Source organism: Gilliamella sp. W8145, from assembly GCF_016101145.1.
In the GTDB taxonomy this organism is placed as follows: Bacteria; Pseudomonadota; Gammaproteobacteria; order Enterobacterales; family Orbaceae; genus Gilliamella; species Gilliamella apis_A.
The window spans coordinates 1-20,079 of sequence record NZ_JACFRC010000002.1 but is presented as its reverse complement, the minus strand read 5'-3'; the positions used below and the strand labels follow the sequence as shown (position 1 = coordinate 20,079).

Here is a 20,079-nt window from a genome sequence, read left to right as displayed (position 1 = left end):
ATTAAGCCATCTCTTTTTCAATAAGTAGAATTAAAATATGAATTACTTTGATATGGATTTCTTGTACACGATCTGCATAGCCAAAATGTGGTACACGAATATCAACATCAGCTAATCTATTCATTTTCCCACCATCTTTACCTGTCAGTGTGATAATTTTCATACCTTTTTGTTTAGCTGCTTCAATTGCTTTAAGTACATTAGCTGAATTCCCTGAAGTTGAAATGCCTAATAAAACATCACCTTTTTGTCCAACGCCTTCAACGTAACGAGAAAATATGTAATCGAAACCATAATCATTGCCCACGCACGAGATGTGACTAACATCAGATATGGCAATGGCTGGATATGAAGGACGATTATCTCGGAAACGTCCGGTTAATTCTTCAGCAAAATGCATCGCATCACAATGCGATCCACCATTACCGCATGAAAGTACTTTTCCACCTTGTTTAAATGAGTCTGCAATTAAAACGGCTGCTTGCTGGATTTTTTTTAAATTTTCATCGTTTGCAACGAAATTGCCCAATACGTCAATTGCCTGATTTAATTCATCACGAATGGTGTTAATGTACATTAATAATACCTCTTTAATAAAAAGCTTTTCCATAACCATTGTAATTCGTTAATAACAGCTTGCAAGCAATAACAATAAATTTTTTATAATATGTAAAATATTTCAATTTTCTACAAACAAATAATAGGATAGTTATCTAAAAAATAATTATGGATAAATGCAAAAATAACCTTTGATAAATTAACTATTTTCATACAATAACAAGTTAATAACTATTTTAATTAAAGCTAGTATTAAAAAGATTAAATCCTCTTTTGCTAATAGGATAAGCCTTTAATTTGTGGTATAATTACCTGATAATTTAATCTCTGAAAGAGATTATAAAATTGCATCTAGAATCAATCGGTAAGGAATGAATATGCAAACAATTAAAGGTAAAGTTGCTGCACCTGAAGCCAAAGTAGCGATTATCGTGGCGCGTTTTAACCAATTTATTAATGAAAGTTTAGTTAATGGTGCCGTAGATGCACTCACTCGTATCGGTGAAGTAGACGATAACAATATTACCGTTATTTGGGTACCGGGCGCTTATGAAATTCCTTTAGCAGCTAAAGTTGCTGCACAGTCAAAAAAATATGATGCAATTGTTGCATTGGGCACGGTTATCCGTGGTAGTACCGCTCATTTTGATTTTGTCGCTGGTGAATCAAGTTCAGGACTATTAAATGCGAGTTTAGACTTTTCGATACCAGTTGGTTTTGGTATTTTAACTACTGAAAGTATCGAACAGGCCATTGAGCGAGCTGGAACTAAAGCGGGCAATAAAGGTGCTGAAGCGGCACTAACCGCACTTGAAATGTTAAATGTGATTAAAACAATTAAGGAGTAATTTAGTGGCGTTAGTTAATCCTCGTCGTCGAGCAAGAGAGTGTGCAGTTCAAGCTATTTACTCTTGGCAAATTTCTAGAAATGATCTTGCTGATGTTGAGAGCAGCTTCATGGCTGAACAAGATATGAAAGGTGTCGACACCAAATATTTTAGAGAATTACTGCATGGTGTTGCCAAAAATACCACAGAATTAGATGAGAAGATGACCCCTTATTTAACAGAAAGAACTGTTGAAGAGCTAGGTCAAATTGAATTAGCCGTATTAAGAATTGCTCTATATGAATTAATGAAGCGACATGATGTCCCTTATAAAGTTGTTATCAATGAAGCTATCGATCTTACTAAAACCTTTGGCGCAGAAGATAGCCATAAATTTGTTAATGGTGTATTAGATAAAGTTGCACCAACCATTCGTACACGATAACTGTCTTTAATTGGGAATAATATGAACGATACTAGTGAAAAAAGTAAGCCCACTATTTTTTATGCTAAAAATAGCGAAGCAAGAGTAAAAAACCGTTCAGCCAAAGAACGTGGTGGTGATTATAAAAATAAACGTAATAATGATGGTTTTCAGTCTAATTCAAAAGCAAAACATGACCGGATCGAAACCTTTAAACCAAAAAAATTTAATAAAACGGTAAAATCAGCTAAAGCACAGTTTGATTTAGCTGATGAGCATGATTCCCCATGGCAAAAAAAAGTTCGAGATAATGAACAAGTACCTACATTCGGTTATGATGGCTATCGTCAAAAAAAGGAAGAGACATTAGTTTACAGCGAAAACAGTTGTAAAGCGGTATTTAAGCATCGACGCTTGGCTATTGTTAAATTATTTATTACCCAAGAAATGACTTATCAATTTAAAGAATTAATTAATTGGTTAGTCAAACAACGTCTTGGTTATGATGTTGTCTCAACAGAACAAATTACTAAAATCACACAAACTCCCCATCATGGTGGTGTTTGTTTAATTGTTAAAAAACGTATTCCACTCACTTTGCTTGATTATTTAGATGAATATGATGATCAGGTTCAGGATTGCATTATAGCTGTTGATGATGTGAATAATCCGCATAACTTAGGTGGGTTAATGCGTAGTGCAGCTTTTTTTGGCGTTAATGGCGTAATTTTACGGCAAACAAACTTACTCGATAGTGGTGCCGCAATGCGTGTTGCTGAAGGTGGTATTGAAGCAATTGAATCTATTAAAAGTGATGATTTTATAGCATCTATTGATCTGTTAAAACAACATGGTTATCAAGTTATTGCGTTATTACCATGTCAATTAAAATCGATTTCATCAACAGAGTTATCAAAACTCAAATTTACCAAGAAAATTGCTTTAGTTATATTTCAACAAATTAATAACAAATTAATTAACTGTGCTGATAACATTGTCCATTTGCAAGGCAATGATAATATGTCGGCTTTAAATATTTCTGTAGCAACAGGGATTGTGTTATCAGCTATAAAATATCAATCTTAATTGGTATGAATCTCACAATTGATGAATTTAATTGATGAAGTTAACACTTTTGTAATTTTATTATATTAAATAGCATCAATTGGTTAGAAAATGGTTGTTTTTTCTGTACATTAGTATTCAGTTTTGAAATTGATTGGTAATGATTATGTCATCTAAACATCGAGTTGGTTTAATTTTTGGTAAGTTCTATCCGTTACATAGTGGTCATATTTATCTTATTGAAAAAGCATTGACCCAAGTTGATGAACTGCATGTCATGTTGGGTTGTGAATCAATACGTGATAAACAACTGTTTGAAAAAAGTCGCCTGCCTAGACAGCCTCAAGTAAGTGATCGCTTTTCATGGTTAAAAGAAACCTTTAAAGATAGACATAATATTCACATTCATATCTCTGATGAAGCTGGTATTAACTATTATCCCAATGGTTGGCAAGATTGGAGTGATAGTATAAAACGTATTTTATTGGAACATAAAATCGAACCTACTGTGGTATTTACTAGCGAGTCACAAGATGTAAAACAGCATGAACGCTATTTTGGTTGCCCTGTGGTTATTGTTGATGCTGATCGTGATTTTGTTAATATAAGTGCGACACAAATTCGCGAAAAACCTTATCAAAATTGGTCTTATATTGCTAAGGCAGCGAAACCTTTTTTTGTTAAAAAAGTAGCGATTATAGGACATGATAAATTTAATGAATTGCCGATACAATTAGCTAATATTTATAACACACAATATGTTTCAAATGGTTATATTAACTATATTAAACGAGAAATATCTACAGCTGAAAATAAACGTTATTTGAGTGAAAATGATTATCTTAGGATAGCCATGTTGCAAGTTGAACGTATGTCCAAAGCTGTTGAAGATGCTAATAAATTAATCTTTACATCGATTGATTTTGATACATTGGCTAATTACTATAATCAAATTTTTGCTAAATCTAATGAAGTATTAAATGGTTTAAAAAATAGTTATCAGTTTGATCTGGTCATTCACGAAAATGACTTGCCAGCAAACTCCACACCATTACAACATTTCGAAATTGTTTCTCAAATGGTTGAATCGTTATTAATTTAGTCCATCACATTTAGGTTAGCTTATGCTAAAATAAGCTAACTATTTATGATAGGTAAATTTTTATGTCTCAATCATCTTCACAGCAAAATGATGAAAATCAAGATAAAATTGATTTTGGTTACACTCAAGTTTTAAAGCAAGATAAAGTAAAACGGGTAGCAGAAGTTTTTCATTCTGTTGCTGATAAATATGATGTTATGAATGACCTTATGTCATTTGGTATTCATCGTATCTGGAAAAAAATCACTATTGAATATAGTAGTGTTCGTAAGGGGCAAAAAGTTTTGGATCTTGCCGGTGGTACTGGCGATTTGACGGCTAAATTCTCGCAAATCGTCGGTGATGATGGCTTAGTTGTATTGGCTGATATCAATGAATCTATGCTAAAAGTTGGTAGAGATAAGCTTCGAGACAAAGGTCTATTTAATAATATTGAATATGTACAAGCTAATGCAGAAGAACTGCCATTTGCCGATAACTATTTCGATTGTATTACTATCTCATTTGGTTTACGCAATGTCACCGATAAGCAAAAAGCATTGCAATCTATGTGGAGAGTGTTAAAACCTGGTGGACGCTTATTAATACTTGAGTTTTCTAAACCGCAATACCAGATTTTAAATAAAGCTTATGACCTATACTCATTTACTATGTTACCGTTGATGGGCAAAATTGTCGCGAATGATGCTGATAGTTACCGATATTTAGCTGAATCTATCAGAATGCATCCAGATCAAAAAACCTTAAAAAAAATGATGGAGGATGCTGGATTTGTCGATGTGAAATATCACAATATGACAGGTGGCATTGTGGCTTTACATACTGGTTTTAAATTTTAATGTGATAAAAAAGAATGACATTTCTTCGAATTTATAAAATATTAACGGTATTTCGAGCTTATCGATTAGATGAACTATTACCAAAACATCGAACCTCAACATGGTTTAAATTGTTGTTGGTTGGTCTATTTTGGGTTAGATCTAAAGCAAAACAACAAAATGTTGGTGAAAGATTGCGTCTAGCCTTACAAGAATTAGGCCCGGTTTGGATAAAGTTTGGACAAATGGTTTCAACAAGGCGAGATGTATTACCAAAACATCTTGCTGATGCATTAGCCAAACTGCAAGATCAAGTAGCTCCTTTTGATGGACAAATTGCCAGACAAATTATTGAATCAACTCTTGGTTGTTCTATAGATCATTATTTTACCGATTTTGAGGAAAAACCATTAGCTTCAGCTTCCATTGCTCAGGTGCATACTGCAACTTTAAAAAGCAGCCAAGCCCAAGTTGTAATTAAAGTCTTACGCCCGAATATTTTACCTATAATCAAATCAGATATTCGCTTGATGTATTGGGCTGCTAATCAATTTACTAAACGGATTAAATTTGGTGAAAAGTTACGTGCGGTTGAAATTGTTAGTGATTATGAAAATACACTTTTGAAAGAGCTTGATCTACAAAAAGAAGCTTATAATACTGCTCGTTTACGGGATAATTTCATAAATAGTGAGATTTTGTATATTCCTTACGTTTATCAAGATCTTTGTCGAACAAATATTTTAGTAGAAGAACGAATTTATGGTACACCAATAGCTAATATTGATGAACTTAAACGAAATAATGTCAATATGAAATTGCTCGCCGAACGTGGTGTTCAAGCTTTCTTTACACAGGTGTTTCGGGATAATTTTTTCCATGCTGATATGCATCCAGGTAATATCTTTGTTGATATTTCTGAACCACAAAATCCCCGTTATATTGGCATAGACTGTGCAATTGTTGGTGTACTAACTGAAGATGATCAGCGTTATTTAGCTGAAAATTTTCTCGCCTTTTTTAATCAAGATTATCGACGAATTGCGCAAATTTATATTGCTTCTGGTTGGGTGCCAGAAACAACTGATGCAACGGCATTAGAAATGGCTATGCGTAGTGTGTGTGAACCTGCATTTGCCAAACCATTAGGTGAAATTTCATTTTCTCAAATTTTATTAGCTTTATTTCAAGTTGCTCGTCAATTTGAAATGGATATTCAGCCGCAATTAACATTACTTGAAAAAACCTTATTTTATATAGAAGGATTAGGACGTCAGCTATATCCAGAACTCGACTTATGGCAAACAGCTAAGCCATTTCTTGAAAAATGGTATGAAGATAAGTACAGCGCTAAAACGTTATTCCAGCAAGTATGGTCCTCGTTACCAGAGTGGAAAAACATCCTAGTTGATCTGCCAGTAAGATTAGGTGATCAGGCTCGTATGACTAAACAGATGCGTAACCAATTAAAACAGATTAATCAAGAATTACAACAAAGCCAAAAACGCTATCGTTGGTCGTTGGCCATTCTTAGTCTAGTTTGTGTTTTATCTATTGTGACGCTGGTTGTACATTGAAATAGTTATTTTTGGGAATATCACCATTTAAGTGTATAATTTGACTAACTAACGTTATTGGAGATAGTTATCATATGCCTAGTTTGCCCAAACTACTGATATTTGTTGCTGTTATAGTGCTATTATTCGGAACAAAAAAATTGCGTTCATTGGGCTCTGATCTTGGGGCTTCAATTAAAGGTTTTAAAAAAGCCATGAATGACGATGATGACAAAAAAGAGACTGATGATTCACAAAAAGTTGAACATCTTGACTCCTCAGCTAATAACCACGCCGATAAAGAGTAACCCGTGTTCGATATTAGCTTTGGTCAGCTACTATTAGTATTAATTATTGGACTGGTTGTATTAGGACCGGAACGTTTGCCTATTGCAATTAAAACTGTTGCCGGATGGATTAAAGTACTCCGTCGCATGTCAGCAACTGTCCAGTTAGAATTGAATAAAGAACTCAAACTGCAAGAATTACAAGATAGCTTAAAAAAAGCCGAACAAAGTGGTTTGAATTCTCTTACCCCAGAACTGCAAGCATCAATTGATGAATTAAAACGGGTAACCGAATCACTGCAAAATGAGATTAATTCAGTCAGTCAAATTGATACAACAATTCATTCAGATAAAGATAAATTATGACAGACGACGCAACCCAACCACTTATTGGACATCTGGTCGAACTAAGAACAAGACTTTTACGCTGTATCATTTGTATATTACTAGTATTAGCATGTTTGCTTTATTTCTCAAATGATATCTATCATATTGTTGCTAATCCGCTTATCAGTCAATTACCTAAAGGTAGCAGTATGATTGCCACCGATATTGCCGCCCCTTTTTTTACACCAATTAAACTGACGGCCGTTGTTGCAATATTTATTTCTATTCCTTATCTTTTATATCAAGTTTGGGGATTTATTGCTCCGGCTCTATATCAACATGAAAAACGGCTGATTATGCCATTAATTATTTCTAGTACGGTACTTTTTTATATCGGTATTGCGTTTGCATATTTTGCCGTGTTTCCTTTGGCATTTTATTTCTTTATTCATACAGCACCAGTTGATGTTGCGATAAATACTGATATTACAAAATATCTTGATTTTGTCATGACACTATTTATTGTATTTGGTTTTGCATTCGAAGTGCCTGTGGCGATTATTTTGCTTTGTTGGACTGGCGTTACTACTCCTAAAAATTTACGTAAAAAAAGACCTTATATTATTGTCGGTGTGTTTGCTGTAGCGATGTTTGTAACCCCACCGGATGTATTTTCTCAAATTTTATTAGCTGTACCTATCTGTTTATTATTTGAAATTGGGACATTTTTTGCCCGTTTCTATCAACCCAGAAAAAAAATCCAACCAGAAGATGAATCTGTTGGGAATTAATAATAAATTGATAAGTGATTTACTGAATAACAAGTAAAGGATATATAACCATAATGAAAACTTCACTTCCTGAGTTTAATCAAGCAAAAGTTCTGGTAGTTGGCGATATTATGTTAGATCGCTATTGGTATGGTGGTACTAACCGTATATCACCAGAAGCACCAGTGCCAATTGTTAAAGTTGATGCTCTAGAAGAACGCGCTGGTGGTGCAGCCAATGTCGCTATGAATATAACCTCTTTAGGGGGGGGCGCAAGATTAATTGGTTTTACCGGTATTGATGAACCAGCCAAAGTACTTGATGAACAACTGACTAAACGTAATGTCCATTGTGATTTTGTATCAGTCTCAACTCATCCAACAATTACCAAATTAAGAGTTTTATCTAGAAATCAACAACTCATTAGAATTGATTTTGAAGAAGGTTTTAATAATGTTGATCATACACCTATTTTAGAACGTATTGAAAGTGCACTTTCAACCTCTAAAGTATTAGTACTATCTGACTATGCCAAAGGTGCTTTAACTGCTGTACAAGCAATGGTTAAACAAGCTCAAAAAGCAAATGTCCCAATATTGGTTGATCCGAAAGGTACTGATTTTGAGCGTTACCGTGGGGTAACATTATTAACGCCAAATATGTCTGAATTTGAAGCAGTTGTTGGTGTTTGCAAAACAGAGCAAGAAATTATCGAAAAGGGCTATCAACTGATTAAACAATACGATTTCAAAGCACTGCTTGTCACTCGTAGTGAAAAAGGGATGACGTTAATACAGTTAGATAAACCTGTTTATCATCTACCTACGCAAGCCAAAGAGGTATTTGATGTTACTGGTGCTGGTGATACGGTGATAGCGACCTTAGCTGCTTCATTAGCCGCAGGGCAATCTCTTGAGGAGAGCTGTTTTTTAGCAAATGCAGCAGCAGGTGTTGTGGTTGGCAAGTTAGGGACATCTACGGTATCTCAAGTTGAATTAAGTAACGCTATCCGAGCTCGTGCTGATGATGGTTTCGGTGTGATGACTGAAGACACATTAAAAGAAGAAATTCGCAAAGCGCGTCTTCGTGGTGAAAAAATTGTCATGACTAATGGTTGTTTCGATATTTTACATGCTGGGCATGTCTCTTATCTTGCCAATGCTCGTAAACTTGGCGATCGTTTGATTGTGGCGGTAAATAGCGATGCTTCGGTAAAACAGCTTAAAGGACCATCACGTCCAATCAATCCATTAATGCAAAGAATGATTGTTTTAGGTGCGCTTGATTCTGTTGATTGGGTTGTTCCTTTTGAGGAAGAGACACCGCAACGATTAATTGCTAGCATATTACCAGATGTACTAGTTAAAGGTGGCGATTATAAACCAGAAGATATCGCTGGTGGCAAAGAGGTTATTGAAGCTGGTGGTGAGGTTAAAGTATTGAATTTTGAAGATGGTTGTTCAACCACGAATATCATTGATAGGATTAAACAACAAGAATAATGTATTTCGGTAATTGGCTATTTAATTGGGTAGCCAATTACTCAAATATACAATAATTGGTGTTCAAATTTTTCATTATTTGATATTTAATTCACTCAAATAAATAGTTATTTGAGTTTTGAAAAATAAAATCTTAAATAATTAATAAGGAATAGGATAATGAAAACAAAAGTGACTTTATTGTTAATGGGCTTTCTGATTGTCGCTTGTCACCGAGTACCGCAACACAAATATCGTTATGAAGCAAATATCAATGATCCTCAACTTGTTTTCACTACAGAAACTGATTATCCAACCTATTTTTCGTTAAATATTTATGATGGTAAAAGTAACACATGTTCTAATTATCAAAGTCTTGGCTATGTTTTTCGCCATAAAATTGTACCATTTAATATTTATCCTAAATATGTTCCTTCGGTAGAAGTGAAAACTCCTAGTAATCAAATCGTTACTGTTATTGGCAAATCAAGAGATGATAAATTCGTCTGTACAACAAAATATCAGCAGTTCACTCCAGAATTGGGGAAAATATATAGTATTCTTTACAAACTTGAAAATAATAAATGTTATCTTGAGATTAGCGAAAAATTGAATTCTAAACCGGTTAATTCTCAGGCTTTAAATAGATGTTTTTAGTAAGTCAGAAACTATTAAAAAAATCATTAATACGATTATATTAATGAATAAGACCAATCAATAGTTAATAACTATCATTAAATTTCATATTTAATACTTTTTTTATTGTCCGCTTTGTGCAAAGCTATTAATCATTATTTGCTAATTTATTTAAAGGATTTTTTATGACTAAACATTATGACTATATTGCTATCGGTGGTGGTAGTGGTGGTATCGCCTCTATTAATCGTGCTGCATCATATGGTAAAAAATGTGCAATTATTGAAGCTAAGTTACTTGGTGGAACTTGCGTAAATGTTGGCTGTGTACCGAAAAAAATTATGTGGTATGGTGCACAAATTGCTGAAGCAATTAACCATTATGGCCCTGATTATGGTTTTGATACCACTATTAACCATTTTGATTGGGACAAACTTATTGCAAGTCGAACTGCTTATATTGAGCGTGTCCATCAATCTTATGATCGTGTTTTAAACAATAATAATGTCGATGTGATCCATGGTTATGGCAAATTTGTTGATGCAAAAACGATTGAAGTTAATGGCGAACATTATAGTGCCGATCATATACTTATTGCTGTAGGTGGAAAGCCAACGATTCCAAATATACCTGGAGCGCAATATGGTATCACTTCTGATGGATTTTTTGAGTTAAAAGCACTTCCTAAACGAGTAGCAGTAGTTGGAGCTGGTTATATAGCTTGTGAAATAGCCAGCGTGTTACATTCACTTGGCGCAGAAACACATCAATTTGTTCGCCAAGGTACACCTTTACGTGCTTTCGATCCACTTATTGTGGAAACATTAATGGAAGTAATAACTAATGAAGGTCAGCATTTGCACACTTTTGCAATCCCTTCTTCTGTTACTAAAAATGATGATGAATCATTGACGTTAACATTAGAAAATGGTGAGAGTTATACTGTTGATTGCTTAATATGGGCAATCGGTCGTGAACCAGCAACAAAAGAAATGAATTTATCTGCTGCAGGTATTAAAGTTGATAACAATGGATTTATTATTGTGGATGAGTTTCAAAATACTAGTGTTGCCGGCATTTATTCGGTAGGGGATGATACAGGCGCCGCAGCATTAACCCCTGTAGCGGTGGCTGCCGGTCGTCGATTATCGGAACGACTATTTAACAATAAACCAAATGAGCATCTAGATTATTCTAATATTCCAACAGTGGTGTTTACTCACCCACCGATTGGTACGGTTGGTTTAAGTGAACCGCAAGCTATATTGCAATATGGCCCAGAAAACGTCAAAGTTTATAAATCTACTTTTACTGCTATGTATACCGCGGTCACGTCGCATCGACAACCTTGCCGAATGAAATTAGTCTGTGTTGGTGAGCAAGAAAAAATTGTTGGTATTCATGGTATTGGTTATGGTATGGACGAAATATTACAAGGGTTTGCTGTAGCATTGAAAATGGGAGCAACCAAAAAAGACTTTGATAATACTATTGCAATTCATCCAACAGCAGCGGAAGAATTTGTTACAATGCGTTAATATTTATCATTTATCTTACTTTTTACCGAAAACAGGGCTATTGCCCTGTTTTTTATTAATAGTCTTTAATGATCTGATTTATTTTGCCAGCCATTTTGGGCTAATGAAGTAAAGCCAACTACAACAGCTAGTAAAGCGACAGCTGAAATATAAATACCTGCGCCAAGATAACTAAATTCGCCTAATAAGTGATCTGGGCTTAACAAATAAATAGTTAACGTTGGGGTAATTGCACTAAATAGTGCGTAGGCCAAATTATAAGAGAACGATAATCCAGAATAACGAATTGCTGGTGGAAACGTTCTAGTGCCGATAATTGGTGTCATGGCTATCGAGCCAATAAACAAACCAAATACAGCCCAAATAGAATAAAGTTTAGTTAATGATATATCTGCAGTTAAAGAACTATAAAAATAGATACTGACTACTGCTAAACCACCCCATGTGATGATAACGGTTTTTGCTGTACCTAATTTATCATCTAACCAACCAGCAATAACACAACCAATAGATAAGGTTAAAGCAGCAATACAACCACCGATACGCCAATCAAGATTTGCAAAATGGTACATACCACCAACAATGCGTCCAGGAGTAATTAAAATACCGACCATAATAGCGGTGGATAAAGACCAAGTTAATAATGCGACAATCAAACATGCCGTTTTGTGTTTTTTTAATACGGTAACCACAGGTATACTTTTTTCTAAAGCTTTACGTGCAGCTAACTCTTTAAAAATTGGCGTTTCAGATAAAAATTTGCGTAAATATACTGAAATAACCCCAAAAATACCGCCAATAATAAAAGGAATACGCCATGCATAATCCAAAATATTTTGGTTAGTAAAATAGAGATCAATAATAATTGTGACGAAAAAGCCAAGTAAGATACCACCAGTAATGCCTGAGGTTAAAGTACCGACACCTAAACCATAACGTTGTTTTGGAGTATGTTCTGCGATAAATACCCATGCGCCAGGCATTTCACCACCGATAGCCGCGCCTTGTAGCATCCGCATCAATAACAATAATAATGGTGCTACAATACCAATTGTTTCATAAGTAGGCAAAATACCAATGATAAAAGTAGGTAAAGCCATCATCGCCACACTTAAGGTAAACATTCTTTTACGACCAACTTTATCACCAAAGTGCGCCATAATAATGCCACCAACAGGGCGAACCAAGTAGCCGGCTGCAAAAATTCCCCACGCAAATAAATCTAACGTTAACGGCGATAATGTATGGGGTAAAAATAACGGTTTGACAATGGTATCAATGTAGAGTGCATAGATAACAAAATCATAAAATTCTAATGTTCCTCCTAAAGAGGATAATATCAATGTTTTTAAATCTTTGCTGTTCAATGGACGTGCCACTGGTTGCCATTCAGCATTAATCTCGGACTGACTCATGAAAAAACCTTATTGTTATAGTTAAACTGATATAGTCAATTAAAAAAATAATTATATATTGACTAAATCTTAATAGTGAATGGTCATTCTGCCATAAAAAATAGATATTTTTTTAATCATAAAAAAATTTAATCAACAGTAATTATCTGCTGGTTAGATTTATAATCTAAATTTATGGATGATTTAAATAAACACTCAATTTATTTATCAAGTATAATAATCTCAAAATATTAAGTTAGAATAACTATGAAAAATAACCAACCAAAACGTTGTAGTTGGGTTAGCAATGACCCGTTATATATTGATTACCACGATAATGAATGGGGGCATCCACAATATGATAGTTTAAAACTATTTGAAAAAATCTGTCTTGAAGGTCAACAAGCAGGGTTATCGTGGATTACTGTTCTAAAAAAACGAGATGAATATCGTCGATGCTTTTTCAATTTTGAACCACAAAAAATTATCCAATTAACGGCGACTGATATAGAATCATTACTTGAAAATGAAGGCTTAATTCGTAATCGTCTAAAACTTAACAGCATTGTAAAAAATGCTCATGCTTACTTAGCAATGCAGAACAATAATGAGGATTTTTCTCAATTTATTTGGTCCTTTGTTAATGGTAAACCTATAATTAACCACTTTAATGACATAAGTGAAGTTCCAGTTAGCACCGAAATATCAGATAGAATGTCAAAAGCATTAAAAAAGAAAGGATTTTCTTTTGTTGGATCAACGATCTGTTATGCATTTATGCAATCGATGGGATTAGTTGATGACCATTTTGAAACTTGTTTTAAAAAATGAGAGGTATTAGATGATAATCATGAAATTAATTAGATGGTTACTGATATTAATACTATTTTATTTTATTATTTGTAATATTATTATTTTTATTTTTGCTTACAAAAAACCAGCAGCGAATGCTGATACTCTGGTGGTATTAGGTTCACAAGTCGTGGGCACTCCAGCGCAAGCTCCTTTAACGTTACAAATTCGCTTGAATACTGCGATCAATTATTTACAAGCTAATCCCAATACAAAAGTGATTGTATGTGGGGGGCAGGGTAGTGATGAATCGGCGACTGAAGCGAGCGTGATGGCTGATTATTTAATCCAAAAAGGTATTGAACCTTCAAGGGTCTATTTAGAAGATAGATCAAGGCGAACAGCACAACAATTTGTGTATGCTAATCAAGTTTTGCCATTAGGAAAGACCGTTGTGGTAACTAATGATTTCCATATTTTACGTTCAATCATGTTAGCTAAACGATCCAATATTGGTGATATTTCAGGTTTGTCAGCACCATTAAGTTATAGTAATTTTGATAAATATATTGCCATGATAAGAGAACCATTAGCTTTACTTAACTCATGGCTATTTGATCATCCCTTAGATTATGTTGAAACTAAACTTGATAATTAATTGGTCTTATTGCTTCAGACTATTTCACTTTACAGATTTTTAATGGTTGTCGTGGTATGATTAACCATTGCTATTTAAATTAAAATTGATAAATATGAATACAGATACAATTGTTGCACAAGCGACACCGCCAGGTCGTGGTGGTGTCGGAATATTGCGTGTTTCGGGCCCTAAAGCGCAAGATATTGCTAAAGCCGTTTTAGGTATTTTACCTAAGCCGCGTTATGCTCATTATTTACCTTTTTTAGCATCGGATGGTACAACCTTAGATGAAGGGATTGCTTTATTTTTTCCCAATCCACACTCATTTACGGGTGAAGATGTGCTTGAACTACAAGGGCATGGTGGTCCAGTTATTTTAGATTTACTATTAAAACGTATTTTAGATATTCCTGGTGTGCGGATTGCAAGGCCGGGTGAATTTTCAGAGCGAGCTTTCTTAAATGATAAATTGGATCTAGCACAAGCCGAAGCCATCGCTGACTTAATAGATGCCAGCTCAGAGCAAGCAGCAAAATCAGCCTTATCATCTTTACAAGGGGTATTTTCTAAAAAAATTAATACACTGGTTGAATCATTAATTCACCTACGTATTTTTACTGAAGCTGCTATTGATTTTCCAGAGGAAGAGATAGACTTTTTATCTGACGGGAAAATAGCGGCAGAACTTGAGCAAGTCATACAACGACTAAACGAAGTCCGTCAAGAAGCTAAACAAGGTTCATTATTGCGTGAAGGCATGAAAGTCGTCATAGCGGGTAGACCTAATGCCGGTAAATCAAGTTTACTTAATGCATTAGCAGGGCGAGATGCCGCTATCGTAACGGATATAGCTGGAACAACGCGCGATGTTTTACGTGAACATATCCATATTGATGGAATGCCTTTACATATAATCGATACTGCCGGCTTACGTGAAGCTAGCGATGAAGTTGAACGTATTGGTATTGAGCGAGCATGGCAAGAAATTGATCAAGCCGATCGTGTTTTATTTATGGTCGACAGTACAACAACTAATGAGACAAATCCAGAAAAACTCTGGCCAGAATTTATTGAACGTTTACCGAAAAACTTACCAGTCACAGTTATTCGCAACAAGGCTGATTTAACTGGAGAACCATTAGGTTATAGTGAACAAAATGGCTATTGTCTTATTCAACTATCAGCAAGAACCGGTGAAGGTATTACATTATTACGTGATCATCTCAAACAGGTTATGGGTTTTACTAGTAGTACTGAAGGTGGTTTTCTGGCCCGTCGTCGACATCTACAGGCACTTGAGAAAGCAGCAGAGCATTTGAACAATGGTCAATACCAACTTACCACATTCCATGCTGGCGAACTATTGGCAGAAGAACTAAGATTAGCTCAAGAAGCGCTAAGTGAAATTACAGGTGAATTTACTTCTGATGATTTATTAGGACGAATATTCAGTTCATTCTGTATTGGCAAATAAGTTTTATCTACAGATAACTAAATATTTTAAACAGATTTTTCTATTTCAAAACCCATATAATTTTTTAAGTTATATGGGTTTATTTTTCAGAGTTGTAAAAATTGTATTTTTATAAAAGTTTTAATTAAAAAATAGGGATGAATGCGGAAAATTTTATCCCTGTTAAAATTCAAAATGATAAAAAAGTTATGCTGACTTATTTATTTTTGCCGGCATTATTGGGTACTAAAATTAAAATCGAAATAAAACATAACAGACAAAAGCCAACATTAATCCACAATCCAATTGCTGCTGCTGTGGCGACAGTTTGACCGCTGGCAATAACTGCAGCATAGGTTGAGGCTGAAATAGCGACACCAAATGCACCACCTAATGAACTTGCCATTTTATATATTCCTGATGCAACACCAACTTTATCTTCCGGAGCACTAGCTATTGCGGTATCAATTGATGGTGTAGCGTAAAAACCTAAGCCAAGACCCAATAAAATATAGCCGGCTAACACCGAAATAATATAAAACATATCGGGTAAGAAAGTCAGCGTCATCAAAGCAATACCTGAACCGGTAATTAACGGCCCGAGTAACATTGGTTTTTTCGCCCCGACTTTTTGTAAGATCTTTTCACCAACTCGAATCATACATAAAACCGAAACTAAATAACCTATGGTCAATAATCCATTTTCGAAAGGGGTAAAGCCTCTTCCTTGTTGGGTATAAGTACTGGCTACAATTAATGTACCAGCAACAGAATTAAGTAGAAAGTTAGATAAGGTAGCTCCACGATAAGGGATGTTCTTAAACAGTGAAAAATCTATAAATGCGCCATTAGCTTTACGATTTTCTATAACAAAAAATAAAATCAGAAAAACCAAACATATCGTAGCGAGTGATAATGTCATTACACTAGTCCAACCAAAAGTAGATCCTTTGGTGATGACAAGGTTTAACGTAACTAAAGTGATCACAAAAACGAATAGCCCAACATAATCAAATTTGGGCAAACTTGATGGATCGTCAATTTTAGTTTCTGGTGTCCCTTTCAATAACAGCATACCTAACACAGCACAGATGATTGAGATAATAAAAATCCATTGCCAACCTAAATAAGTGGCTATTGCCCCACCGGCAAGTACACAAGTTCCTGAACCACCCCAAGAGCCAATTGACCAAAAACTTAATGCTCGTTGACGATCTTTGCCTTCATAATAGGTTTTCACTAATGCCAACGTCGATGGCATAATACAAGCAGCAGATAAGCCTTGAATAATCCGACCAGTGGTAAAAAGCACTTCACCTTGTGCTAAGATCAAACAAAGACAACCAATAATACTTAAAATAAAACCTAAATAGGTAAAACGAACTCGGCCAAAGCGATCAGCGAGTCCGCCAGCAACGACAATAAAACAACCAGAAAACAGCGCGGTTAAACTGACGGCTAAATTGAACGATGCAGGAGTGATACCAATACTATGTTGAACCGCCGGCCCAACATTGACGATAGACTGAGCAAAAAGCCAAAAAGTGATCACCCCTAATACAATACCTAAAGTTAATCGGTTGTAACTTTTAAACTGCTTTGCTGGAGAATTTTTTGAATTTGACATATTTATTTTTGACATAGCTGCACATTAATCCTTATATGTTTAAATAGTTTTCAGTTAATGCCACCCAATATGATGCAGCGGTAACAATACATTTATCATTAAAATCATAACCAGGATTGTGCACACTACAAAAACCGGGTTCATCGCCATTACCTATAATCATATAGCAGCCATTAGGATTACTTTCTAACATAAAAGCAAAATCTTCACTGCCCATAAAAGGATGACAATTATCATGCACGCGATCTTCACCGACTAATTTTTGTGCGACTTCTAATGCAAATTTGGTTGCATCTGTACCATTATTTAATACCGGACTACCATTCACATGCTCAATTTGTACTGAGGCGCCAAAACTCTCTGCTTGCGCAGTTGCAACTTCGCTAATCCGTTTAAGTAATAAAGCACGAGTATCGTTATCCAGTGCTCTAACCGTTAACTTCATTAGTGCATCGCTATTAACAACATTCGGCGCTTCACCTGATTGAATACAACCAATCGTGATAACAGCTTGCTCAAATGGTGATACATTACGAGAAACAATGCTTTGTAAGGCCGTGCCGATATAACAAGCAACAAGTGTTGCATCAATTCCTCTTTCTGGCATTGCCCCATGGGCACCTTTACCTTTAATATGAATATGGATCGTATCGGATGAAGCCATAAGTGCGCCGGCTTTGAAATAAAAATGACCTTCTTTAAAACCTGGCATGTTGTGGATACCGAAAATAACATCGCAAGGAAATTGTTTAAATAAACCGTCATCAACCATTACTTTTCCACCATATAACAACTCTTCAGCTGGTTGAAAAATAACATGCAAAGTGCCATCAAAGTGACGGGTTTCGGCAAGATATTTGGCTGCACAAAGCAAAATAGTGGTATGACCATCATGGCCACAACCATGGAATTTGCCATGGGTTTGACTGCTCCACGGTTTTCCGGATGCTTCAATAATTGGTAGCGCATCCATGTCGGCTCTAATACCAATTTTTTTATTACTAGTGCCATTTTTTAAAACACCAACTACACCGGTTTTTGCTAAACCACGATGTACTTCATAGCCCCACTCAGCTAATTTACTTGCCACTAAATCGCTGGTTTTATGTTCTTCAAAACCTAATTCAGGATGTTGGTGAATTTGATGGCGAATATCAATAAACTCTTGCTCTGTTTTTCTAATCGTTTCCATAATATGCTGCATTTTAGGCTCCTAATTAACCTGAATATCGTTATGAAAAAAATAAAAAGAAGGGAACTACACATCTAAACTATGATTAAAACTATGATTAAATGTAAAACCTGCAAACAACTTAATCAGTAAAACAGCTTAGATGAATAAATATACAATAACCGCTATTCTTGTGAATGTCGATAATTTCTATACGGTAATATTTGAAAATTGTTGTGTTGAACTAGCATTGAGATATGATTTGATCGAAAGAATGAGCAAAGAATACGTTAAACTAATCGTATTATTATCGATTTTGAAAAGTAGTTTTAACTAACAGCGATGTTTTCATTAATTTAGTTAATTAATCTGAATGTCAGTAATGCTCTAATTAACTTTTTCACACCATAAACTAAAAATTATTTTTTCAATGATGCAGATTTAATTTAAATAACTTCTAAAAATTGGCTTGGTACATTCTCCGTTAACCAAACGCCATTATCGGCTAAATAAAACTTGATACCTTGTTGATACATAGTTAAAGCACTAACTCTTAATACAACTGGTTTTCCATGACGTTTACCAACGGCTACAGCTGTTTTATTATCAATTGAAAGATGAACATAATGACGTTCTCCTGCAATCAAACCTTGTTGAATGATTGAATCTAGAAAACGGGTTGCTGTACCATGATATAAATATTCAGGTGGGATTTTTTCTACATGTACTATATTTACTTGATTAGTCGAATATCCTTGAGCTGCTCGTATTTTCAAGCCATCTTCGGACAGAGTAAAGCGTTTTTTATCACTAGTTATCACGACTTGGCTAATTAAATCTTGCGACAGTTGTTGACGATGTTTATTCGCTTGCCGAATTAAAACATCTATTCCAACCCAACCATTACTATCTAATGTGATACCAATAGATTCTGGTTTATGCCTTAAAACATAGCTTAAAAACTTACTAGTGTTCTCTAAGTCTCTAGTCGTGCGCTTAATATTTGACTTCTTGCTCATGTGCTAAATTGATAAAAATATTAAATAGTAATAAATAAATGGTCTCTGTAGATTCCTTAATTGAATATGAATCTAATCTTAGTTTTGTAGCTTTTGATGAGCATTAATAATGCTACATAATACATTGCAGATAATTTTGACAAGATGGTTTTTTAAGTATTCTTACTTATAATAAATTCCGGATATTTCTTCAATGGTTAAATTGGCATAGTATATTTAATAGAATATAAACTTATTTTCATAAAACTGAAGTTAAGTGTAATGGTTTATTAGATAATAATTACTATTATTTAATTCCAAAAAGGCAAAAAGGATTATTTTAAATGATAAATATTCTAGCTTTATCATCAAGATATCTTCGTCATTTTGTTGTCACTCATCTAACCACGCTGTACTAAATATAAACATAAAATCAGAGTAATCAATTGATTAATCGAATAAATGTATTTAAAAAATTTAAACAAAATCCCCAAAACATTTATTACTGGTGTTTATAAAAAAAGGAGCGATTAATCGAATAAGTAATTGAAATAAACAATACGAATGATATTGAATATATCATTAAAAGATATTATAAATTGATATATATCAGTT

19 protein-coding genes and 1 pseudogene are annotated in these 20,079 nt (G+C 34.5%); 15 read left to right on the top strand and 5 right to left on the bottom strand.

The features are described from left to right. Nucleotide 1: 1 nt before the first annotated feature. Nucleotides 2-577 carry a D-sedoheptulose 7-phosphate isomerase gene (lpcA, locus tag H3T80_RS07600; RefSeq protein WP_198201218.1) on the bottom strand — a complete coding sequence of 192 codons (576 nt, stop codon included), beginning with the start codon at nt 575-577 and terminating at the stop codon, nt 2-4. Nucleotides 578-935: 358 nt separating this feature from the next. Between lpcA and ribE the strand changes: the two genes are divergently transcribed. From ribE to gorA, 12 genes and pseudogenes are all read left to right on the top strand, one after another. Then, nucleotides 936-1,406, top strand: coding sequence for a 6,7-dimethyl-8-ribityllumazine synthase (gene ribE, locus H3T80_RS07595; RefSeq protein WP_065613982.1), 471 nt, complete (start codon nt 936-938; stop codon nt 1,404-1,406). A 4-nt stretch (nt 1,407-1,410) separates the two neighbouring features. Then, nucleotides 1,411-1,830, top strand: a complete 420-nt coding sequence (gene nusB, locus H3T80_RS07590; protein ID WP_198201216.1) for a transcription antitermination factor NusB — start codon at nt 1,411-1,413, stop codon at nt 1,828-1,830. A gap of 21 nt (nt 1,831-1,851) precedes the next feature. Beyond that, nucleotides 1,852-2,895, top strand: coding sequence for a TrmH family RNA methyltransferase (locus tag H3T80_RS07585; RefSeq protein ID WP_198201214.1), 1,044 nt, complete (start codon nt 1,852-1,854; stop codon nt 2,893-2,895). Between the two features lie 145 nt (nt 2,896-3,040). Next, nucleotides 3,041-3,976 (top strand): multifunctional transcriptional regulator/nicotinamide-nucleotide adenylyltransferase/ribosylnicotinamide kinase NadR, encoded by a 936-nt coding sequence (gene nadR, locus H3T80_RS07580; RefSeq protein ID WP_198201213.1) that lies wholly within the window; start codon nt 3,041-3,043, stop codon nt 3,974-3,976. Between the two features lie 62 nt (nt 3,977-4,038). Beyond that, nucleotides 4,039-4,815, top strand: coding sequence for a bifunctional demethylmenaquinone methyltransferase/2-methoxy-6-polyprenyl-1,4-benzoquinol methylase UbiE (ubiE, locus tag H3T80_RS07575; RefSeq protein ID WP_034901293.1), 777 nt, complete (start codon nt 4,039-4,041; stop codon nt 4,813-4,815). 14 nt (nt 4,816-4,829) lie between these two features. Continuing rightward, entirely contained in the window at nt 4,830-6,371 is a 1,542-nt protein-coding gene (ubiB, locus tag H3T80_RS07570) for a ubiquinone biosynthesis regulatory protein kinase UbiB (RefSeq protein WP_198201212.1), read from the top strand. Between the two features lie 74 nt (nt 6,372-6,445). Next, a complete protein-coding gene (gene tatA / locus H3T80_RS07565; protein WP_086353849.1) occupies nt 6,446-6,658 on the top strand; it encodes a twin-arginine translocase TatA/TatE family subunit in 213 nt (70 codons plus the stop codon). Between the two features lie 3 nt (nt 6,659-6,661). Further along, a pseudogene (tatB, locus tag H3T80_RS07560) lies at nt 6,662-6,985 on the top strand (Sec-independent protein translocase protein TatB); the annotation flags it as partial. A gap of 14 nt (nt 6,986-6,999) precedes the next feature. After that, nucleotides 7,000-7,755, top strand: coding sequence for a twin-arginine translocase subunit TatC (gene tatC, locus H3T80_RS07555; protein WP_086358672.1), 756 nt, complete (start codon nt 7,000-7,002; stop codon nt 7,753-7,755). Between the two features lie 53 nt (nt 7,756-7,808). After that, a complete protein-coding gene (gene hldE / locus H3T80_RS07550) occupies nt 7,809-9,236 on the top strand; it encodes a bifunctional D-glycero-beta-D-manno-heptose-7-phosphate kinase/D-glycero-beta-D-manno-heptose 1-phosphate adenylyltransferase HldE (RefSeq protein ID WP_198201211.1) in 1,428 nt (475 codons plus the stop codon). A gap of 159 nt (nt 9,237-9,395) precedes the next feature. Next, the gene (locus tag H3T80_RS07545; RefSeq protein ID WP_110448403.1) at nt 9,396-9,872 is read left to right on the top strand and encodes a hypothetical protein; all 477 of its coding nucleotides are present in this window, start codon (nt 9,396-9,398) and stop codon (nt 9,870-9,872) included. 164 nt (nt 9,873-10,036) lie between these two features. Beyond that, nucleotides 10,037-11,389, top strand: coding sequence for a glutathione-disulfide reductase (gene gorA, locus H3T80_RS07540; protein ID WP_086362870.1), 1,353 nt, complete (start codon nt 10,037-10,039; stop codon nt 11,387-11,389). A gap of 65 nt (nt 11,390-11,454) precedes the next feature. Here the strand turns inward: gorA and H3T80_RS07535 are convergent, their stop codons facing one another. Next, on the bottom strand, nt 11,455-12,804 hold the full coding sequence (locus H3T80_RS07535) for an MFS transporter (RefSeq protein ID WP_110448402.1): 1,350 nt from the start codon (nt 12,802-12,804) through the stop codon (nt 11,455-11,457). A gap of 246 nt (nt 12,805-13,050) precedes the next feature. Here H3T80_RS07535 and H3T80_RS07530 point away from each other — a divergent pair, with 246 nt between their 5' ends. The 3 genes from H3T80_RS07530 (at nt 13,051) to mnmE (ending at nt 15,689) form a co-directional block, all read left to right on the top strand. Further along, nucleotides 13,051-13,614, top strand: a complete 564-nt coding sequence (locus tag H3T80_RS07530; protein ID WP_198201210.1) for a DNA-3-methyladenine glycosylase I — start codon at nt 13,051-13,053, stop codon at nt 13,612-13,614. 19 nt (nt 13,615-13,633) lie between these two features. Next, on the top strand, nt 13,634-14,233 hold the full coding sequence (locus tag H3T80_RS07525) for a YdcF family protein (RefSeq protein ID WP_198201208.1): 600 nt from the start codon (nt 13,634-13,636) through the stop codon (nt 14,231-14,233). Between the two features lie 94 nt (nt 14,234-14,327). Beyond that, a complete protein-coding gene (mnmE, locus tag H3T80_RS07520) occupies nt 14,328-15,689 on the top strand; it encodes a tRNA uridine-5-carboxymethylaminomethyl(34) synthesis GTPase MnmE (protein ID WP_198201206.1) in 1,362 nt (453 codons plus the stop codon). A 196-nt stretch (nt 15,690-15,885) separates the two neighbouring features. On the opposite strand, the gene H3T80_RS07515 is transcribed toward mnmE, so the two are convergent. The 3 genes from H3T80_RS07515 to H3T80_RS07505 form a co-directional block, all read right to left on the bottom strand. Further along, nucleotides 15,886-17,310 carry an MFS transporter gene (locus H3T80_RS07515; RefSeq protein ID WP_232350159.1) on the bottom strand — a complete coding sequence of 475 codons (1,425 nt, stop codon included), beginning with the start codon at nt 17,308-17,310 and terminating at the stop codon, nt 15,886-15,888. Nucleotides 17,311-17,326: 16 nt separating this feature from the next. Beyond that, nucleotides 17,327-18,499: a M20 aminoacylase family protein gene (locus tag H3T80_RS07510; protein ID WP_198201204.1), complete on the bottom strand. Its 1,173-nt coding sequence runs from the start codon at nt 18,497-18,499 to the stop codon at nt 17,327-17,329. Nucleotides 18,500-18,912: 413 nt separating this feature from the next. After that, nucleotides 18,913-19,485 carry an RNA 2'-phosphotransferase gene (locus H3T80_RS07505; RefSeq protein WP_198201202.1) on the bottom strand — a complete coding sequence of 191 codons (573 nt, stop codon included), beginning with the start codon at nt 19,483-19,485 and terminating at the stop codon, nt 18,913-18,915. Between the last annotated feature and the right edge of the window lie 594 nt (nt 19,486-20,079).

What these genes read in the sequence shown, in the direction of transcription:
- lpcA (WP_198201218.1), bottom strand. Translation starts at nt 577, where the DNA reads ATGTACATTAACACCATTCGTGATGAATTAAATCAGGCAATTGACGTA.
- ribE (WP_065613982.1), top strand. Translation starts at nt 936, where the DNA reads ATGCAAACAATTAAAGGTAAAGTTGCTGCACCTGAAGCCAAAGTAGCG.
- H3T80_RS07585 (WP_198201214.1), top strand. Translation starts at nt 1,852, where the DNA reads ATGAACGATACTAGTGAAAAAAGTAAGCCCACTATTTTTTATGCTAAA.
- nadR (WP_198201213.1), top strand. Translation starts at nt 3,041, where the DNA reads ATGTCATCTAAACATCGAGTTGGTTTAATTTTTGGTAAGTTCTATCCG.
- ubiE (WP_034901293.1), top strand. Translation starts at nt 4,039, where the DNA reads ATGTCTCAATCATCTTCACAGCAAAATGATGAAAATCAAGATAAAATT.
- ubiB (WP_198201212.1), top strand. Translation starts at nt 4,830, where the DNA reads ATGACATTTCTTCGAATTTATAAAATATTAACGGTATTTCGAGCTTAT.
- tatA (WP_086353849.1), top strand. Translation starts at nt 6,446, where the DNA reads ATGCCTAGTTTGCCCAAACTACTGATATTTGTTGCTGTTATAGTGCTA.
- tatC (WP_086358672.1), top strand. Translation starts at nt 7,000, where the DNA reads ATGACAGACGACGCAACCCAACCACTTATTGGACATCTGGTCGAACTA.
- hldE (WP_198201211.1), top strand. Translation starts at nt 7,809, where the DNA reads ATGAAAACTTCACTTCCTGAGTTTAATCAAGCAAAAGTTCTGGTAGTT.
- H3T80_RS07545 (WP_110448403.1), top strand. Translation starts at nt 9,396, where the DNA reads ATGAAAACAAAAGTGACTTTATTGTTAATGGGCTTTCTGATTGTCGCT.
- gorA (WP_086362870.1), top strand. Translation starts at nt 10,037, where the DNA reads ATGACTAAACATTATGACTATATTGCTATCGGTGGTGGTAGTGGTGGT.
- H3T80_RS07535 (WP_110448402.1), bottom strand. Translation starts at nt 12,804, where the DNA reads ATGAGTCAGTCCGAGATTAATGCTGAATGGCAACCAGTGGCACGTCCA.
- H3T80_RS07530 (WP_198201210.1), top strand. Translation starts at nt 13,051, where the DNA reads ATGAAAAATAACCAACCAAAACGTTGTAGTTGGGTTAGCAATGACCCG.
- H3T80_RS07525 (WP_198201208.1), top strand. Translation starts at nt 13,634, where the DNA reads ATGAAATTAATTAGATGGTTACTGATATTAATACTATTTTATTTTATT.
- mnmE (WP_198201206.1), top strand. Translation starts at nt 14,328, where the DNA reads ATGAATACAGATACAATTGTTGCACAAGCGACACCGCCAGGTCGTGGT.
- H3T80_RS07515 (WP_232350159.1), bottom strand. Translation starts at nt 17,310, where the DNA reads ATGTCAAAAATAAATATGTCAAATTCAAAAAATTCTCCAGCAAAGCAG.
- H3T80_RS07510 (WP_198201204.1), bottom strand. Translation starts at nt 18,499, where the DNA reads ATGCAGCATATTATGGAAACGATTAGAAAAACAGAGCAAGAGTTTATT.
- H3T80_RS07505 (WP_198201202.1), bottom strand. Translation starts at nt 19,485, where the DNA reads ATGAGCAAGAAGTCAAATATTAAGCGCACGACTAGAGACTTAGAGAAC.